Here is a 2,948-nt window from a genome sequence, read left to right as displayed (position 1 = left end):
AAAAGAAAATATTATAAAAAAGGATTGAAAATTGGCTACTAATATAAAAACTAAAAAAGCATTAACTTGTTCAGTTTTAACTAAAGAAGGTCCCGTTATAAGGACAATGAAAATAGAGCATATAGAAATTCCATCTTATGCGGGTTATGTTTCGATATATTCGGACCATTGCCCTTATATAGTTAGCGTCAGATACGGAGAGCTTAAAATATACGATGAAAGCGGAAAATTGATTAATCTTTATATCGAAGGAGGAATTGCCGAAGTCAGTCAAAATATTATCGGCGTTCTTACGGAAAAAGCGATTTACCCGAAAGACATTGATATTGAAGCGACAAAAGAAAAAATAGAAAAAATCAAAAATCAGGCTACAATCAACGAAGAAGAAGCTAAAAGAAATAGAGAAGAGATTGAAAAATACAAAAAACAGATTGAAATCGCCTCCAAATAAAAAACTATTGTAAGTTTATTAAAATCCGATAATTAAGTTGACATATTTTTTTAGATTAATATAATCGGATATGTAGAATAATTTTTAATAATTTTGTAGAAATTTAATATGCCTAAAATCGAAGATTTAGAAAGATTGGGAAGTATTGCCTTTTTAATGGGCAAGAAAAAACTACCAAAAGAATTATCAAAAAACGATTACGATTCTTTTAAGTCGGTTTTCACAAACGAATATATGGAAAGCTCAAAACCCACCGAAGATAACGATTTGCCCGATTTGGACGAAATAGAAGATTTATTATCAAACGAAGATGACGACAATAATGAAAACGATAATTTAGATAATGAAGAGAATGAAGATAAAATTTCTACCAATTTGGACGATTTAACTTTACCAGATAATCTCGAAACGGAAAACGAAGACGATAAAATTATAAGCGACATAAACGATTTGGAATTGTCTGAAGATTTGAATATTGAAGAACCAGAAAACGATTCGGATATTGAAAATAATTTGCAAGATAAAGATTCGAGCGGTTTGCCAATTTTAGACGATTTGCCTTTGCCAGAAAGTTTGCCCGAACCAGAAGAAGATTCCGATAAAACAGAAACTAATATGTCGGACGATTTGGGAATTGGAGATATAAGCCATTTGTCCGATTTGAACGATAATGTTAATGAAAATATTGATAATGAAATAGAAGAGACTTTGGAAGAAAATGACGAAGACGATAATATTGAAAAAATCGATTTAGACAACGAGGATTTGGAAGAAATATTAGAAGACAATAAAGAAGAAAATGAAGATTTAGATACTTCCGAAACAGAAAAAACCGAAGAGCCAGAAAATATTGAAAGCGATAAAGACATAGAAGATGATTTAATCAATGAAGATATACTTGACGAAAATATATTTGACGAAACCGAAACGGATGAAGAAGAAACTAAAACGGAAGAACCTCAAAAAGTTGAAGATAAAATTGAAGACGACACTTCATTAGAAGATTTGGAGAATATATTAGACGGATTTGACGAAGACGAAAATGACGAAAATAAGGACGAAGTTAAAGAAGACAATCAAACCGAAAAACCTGAAGAGGAATCAACCGAAGACGATATTTCTAATTTAGACGAGTTGGAAAATATTTTGGATTTGGATGAGGAAGTCGCTCATAAAACCGAAGAGCCAGAAAAAGTCGAAAAAGAAACTGAAGACGATATTTCCGATTTAGACGATTTAGAAAATATACTTGACGAAAACGAAGAAACAAAAGAAGAATCAAAAATTGAAGAACCTAAAGAAACTGAAAATAAAGAAGAAATTGACGATTTAAATTTGGATGATTTGGACGATTTGGTTAAAGAAGATAACGAAGAGATTTCTAAAGACGATGCCGAAAAAGAACCCGTTCAAATAATGGAAGGCGGAACTTCATTGCCTTCTCCAGATATGGCTGATAAATTAGGCGCGTCAAAATACGAAGATTTAGATAAAGATATCAACCAAGATAGAGTGATAGACAGCATAAAAAATCTCTCTCCTCTAACGAGATATCATGTATTGGATGTAATTCTCAACGAAAAACTTGACGAAAACGCGATGAGGGAATTGTTATATTCTTTGGAAAGCGGAAAATCCAACGAAGATATAACCGAATTCATAAATAAAGAATTAGGTTTAAGTATAAAAGAATACGGAAAAAGCGGAATATTGGACTTAATACCGATTCCAAATTCGCTTAAAGATTACGCTCATATAATAAGAGTAGCTGCAATATTTTTAGTATTATTTGTTGGAATAGTTTTGCTTTCTTATCAATTTATTTATAAACCAGTGAAAGCGAACGATTATTTTAAAAGAGGATTGGCGGATATATCGAACGGCGCTTATAACGATGCCGAAAGAAATTTTGCTCAAGGAAATAGACTCAAACCGAGACAAATAAAATGGTTTAACAGATACGGAAAAGCTTATATAGAAAGAGAAATGTTTCCAGACGCTTTGACTAAAATCGAAGGAGCGTTAAATATAAAACCGAGAGATTTCGACAGCAGGGTTTTATTCGGATATTATTATAGAAGCAAAGGCGAAAAACAATTATCCGAAGAAGATTATATTAAAGGCGAAGAACTTTATAACGATATGCTTTCTTATGTTTCAAAGAAAAAAGAATTGCAAACCGTTTATGACGAACTTGGAATATTAATGATAAGCAGAGCGAGAAATTTATCGCAGCCTAATTATTATGACAACGCTTATAATAATTATATTCAAATGATAAATCTTTTCGGAGACAATGTAATCGCAAGAAAAAGAGCGATGCTTATAAGAATATATCAGAATAATTATAATCAAGTTAAGGCGCTCCAGCAACACATAGACAATTTGAAAAGAGGATATATAGACGATGATGTTTATCCTAAATTGGCAAGATATTTATTAAACAACGATGATTTTTACGGCTCCCGAACATTTCTTGAAAAAAACTTAAAAAAAA

2 protein-coding genes are annotated in these 2,948 nt (G+C 31.5%); both read left to right on the top strand.

Features of this window, described 5'->3' with window-relative positions:
• The first annotated feature begins 31 nt into the window (after nt 1-31).
• Nucleotides 32-451, top strand: a complete 420-nt coding sequence (locus EZH24_RS09640; protein WP_137998942.1) for a F0F1 ATP synthase subunit delta/epsilon — start codon at nt 32-34, stop codon at nt 449-451.
• A 108-nt stretch (nt 452-559) separates the two neighbouring features.
• On the top strand, nt 560-2,948 hold a 2,389-nt coding region (locus EZH24_RS09635), incomplete at its 3' end, for a midas domain-containing protein (RefSeq protein WP_137998941.1).

Source organism: Brachyspira catarrhinii, assembly GCF_005518285.1.
Taxonomy (GTDB): domain Bacteria; phylum Spirochaetota; class Brachyspiria; order Brachyspirales; family Brachyspiraceae; genus Brachyspira; species Brachyspira catarrhinii.
Note: the sequence above shows the minus strand (reverse complement) of the source record. Positions and strands in the feature narration are given on the sequence as shown.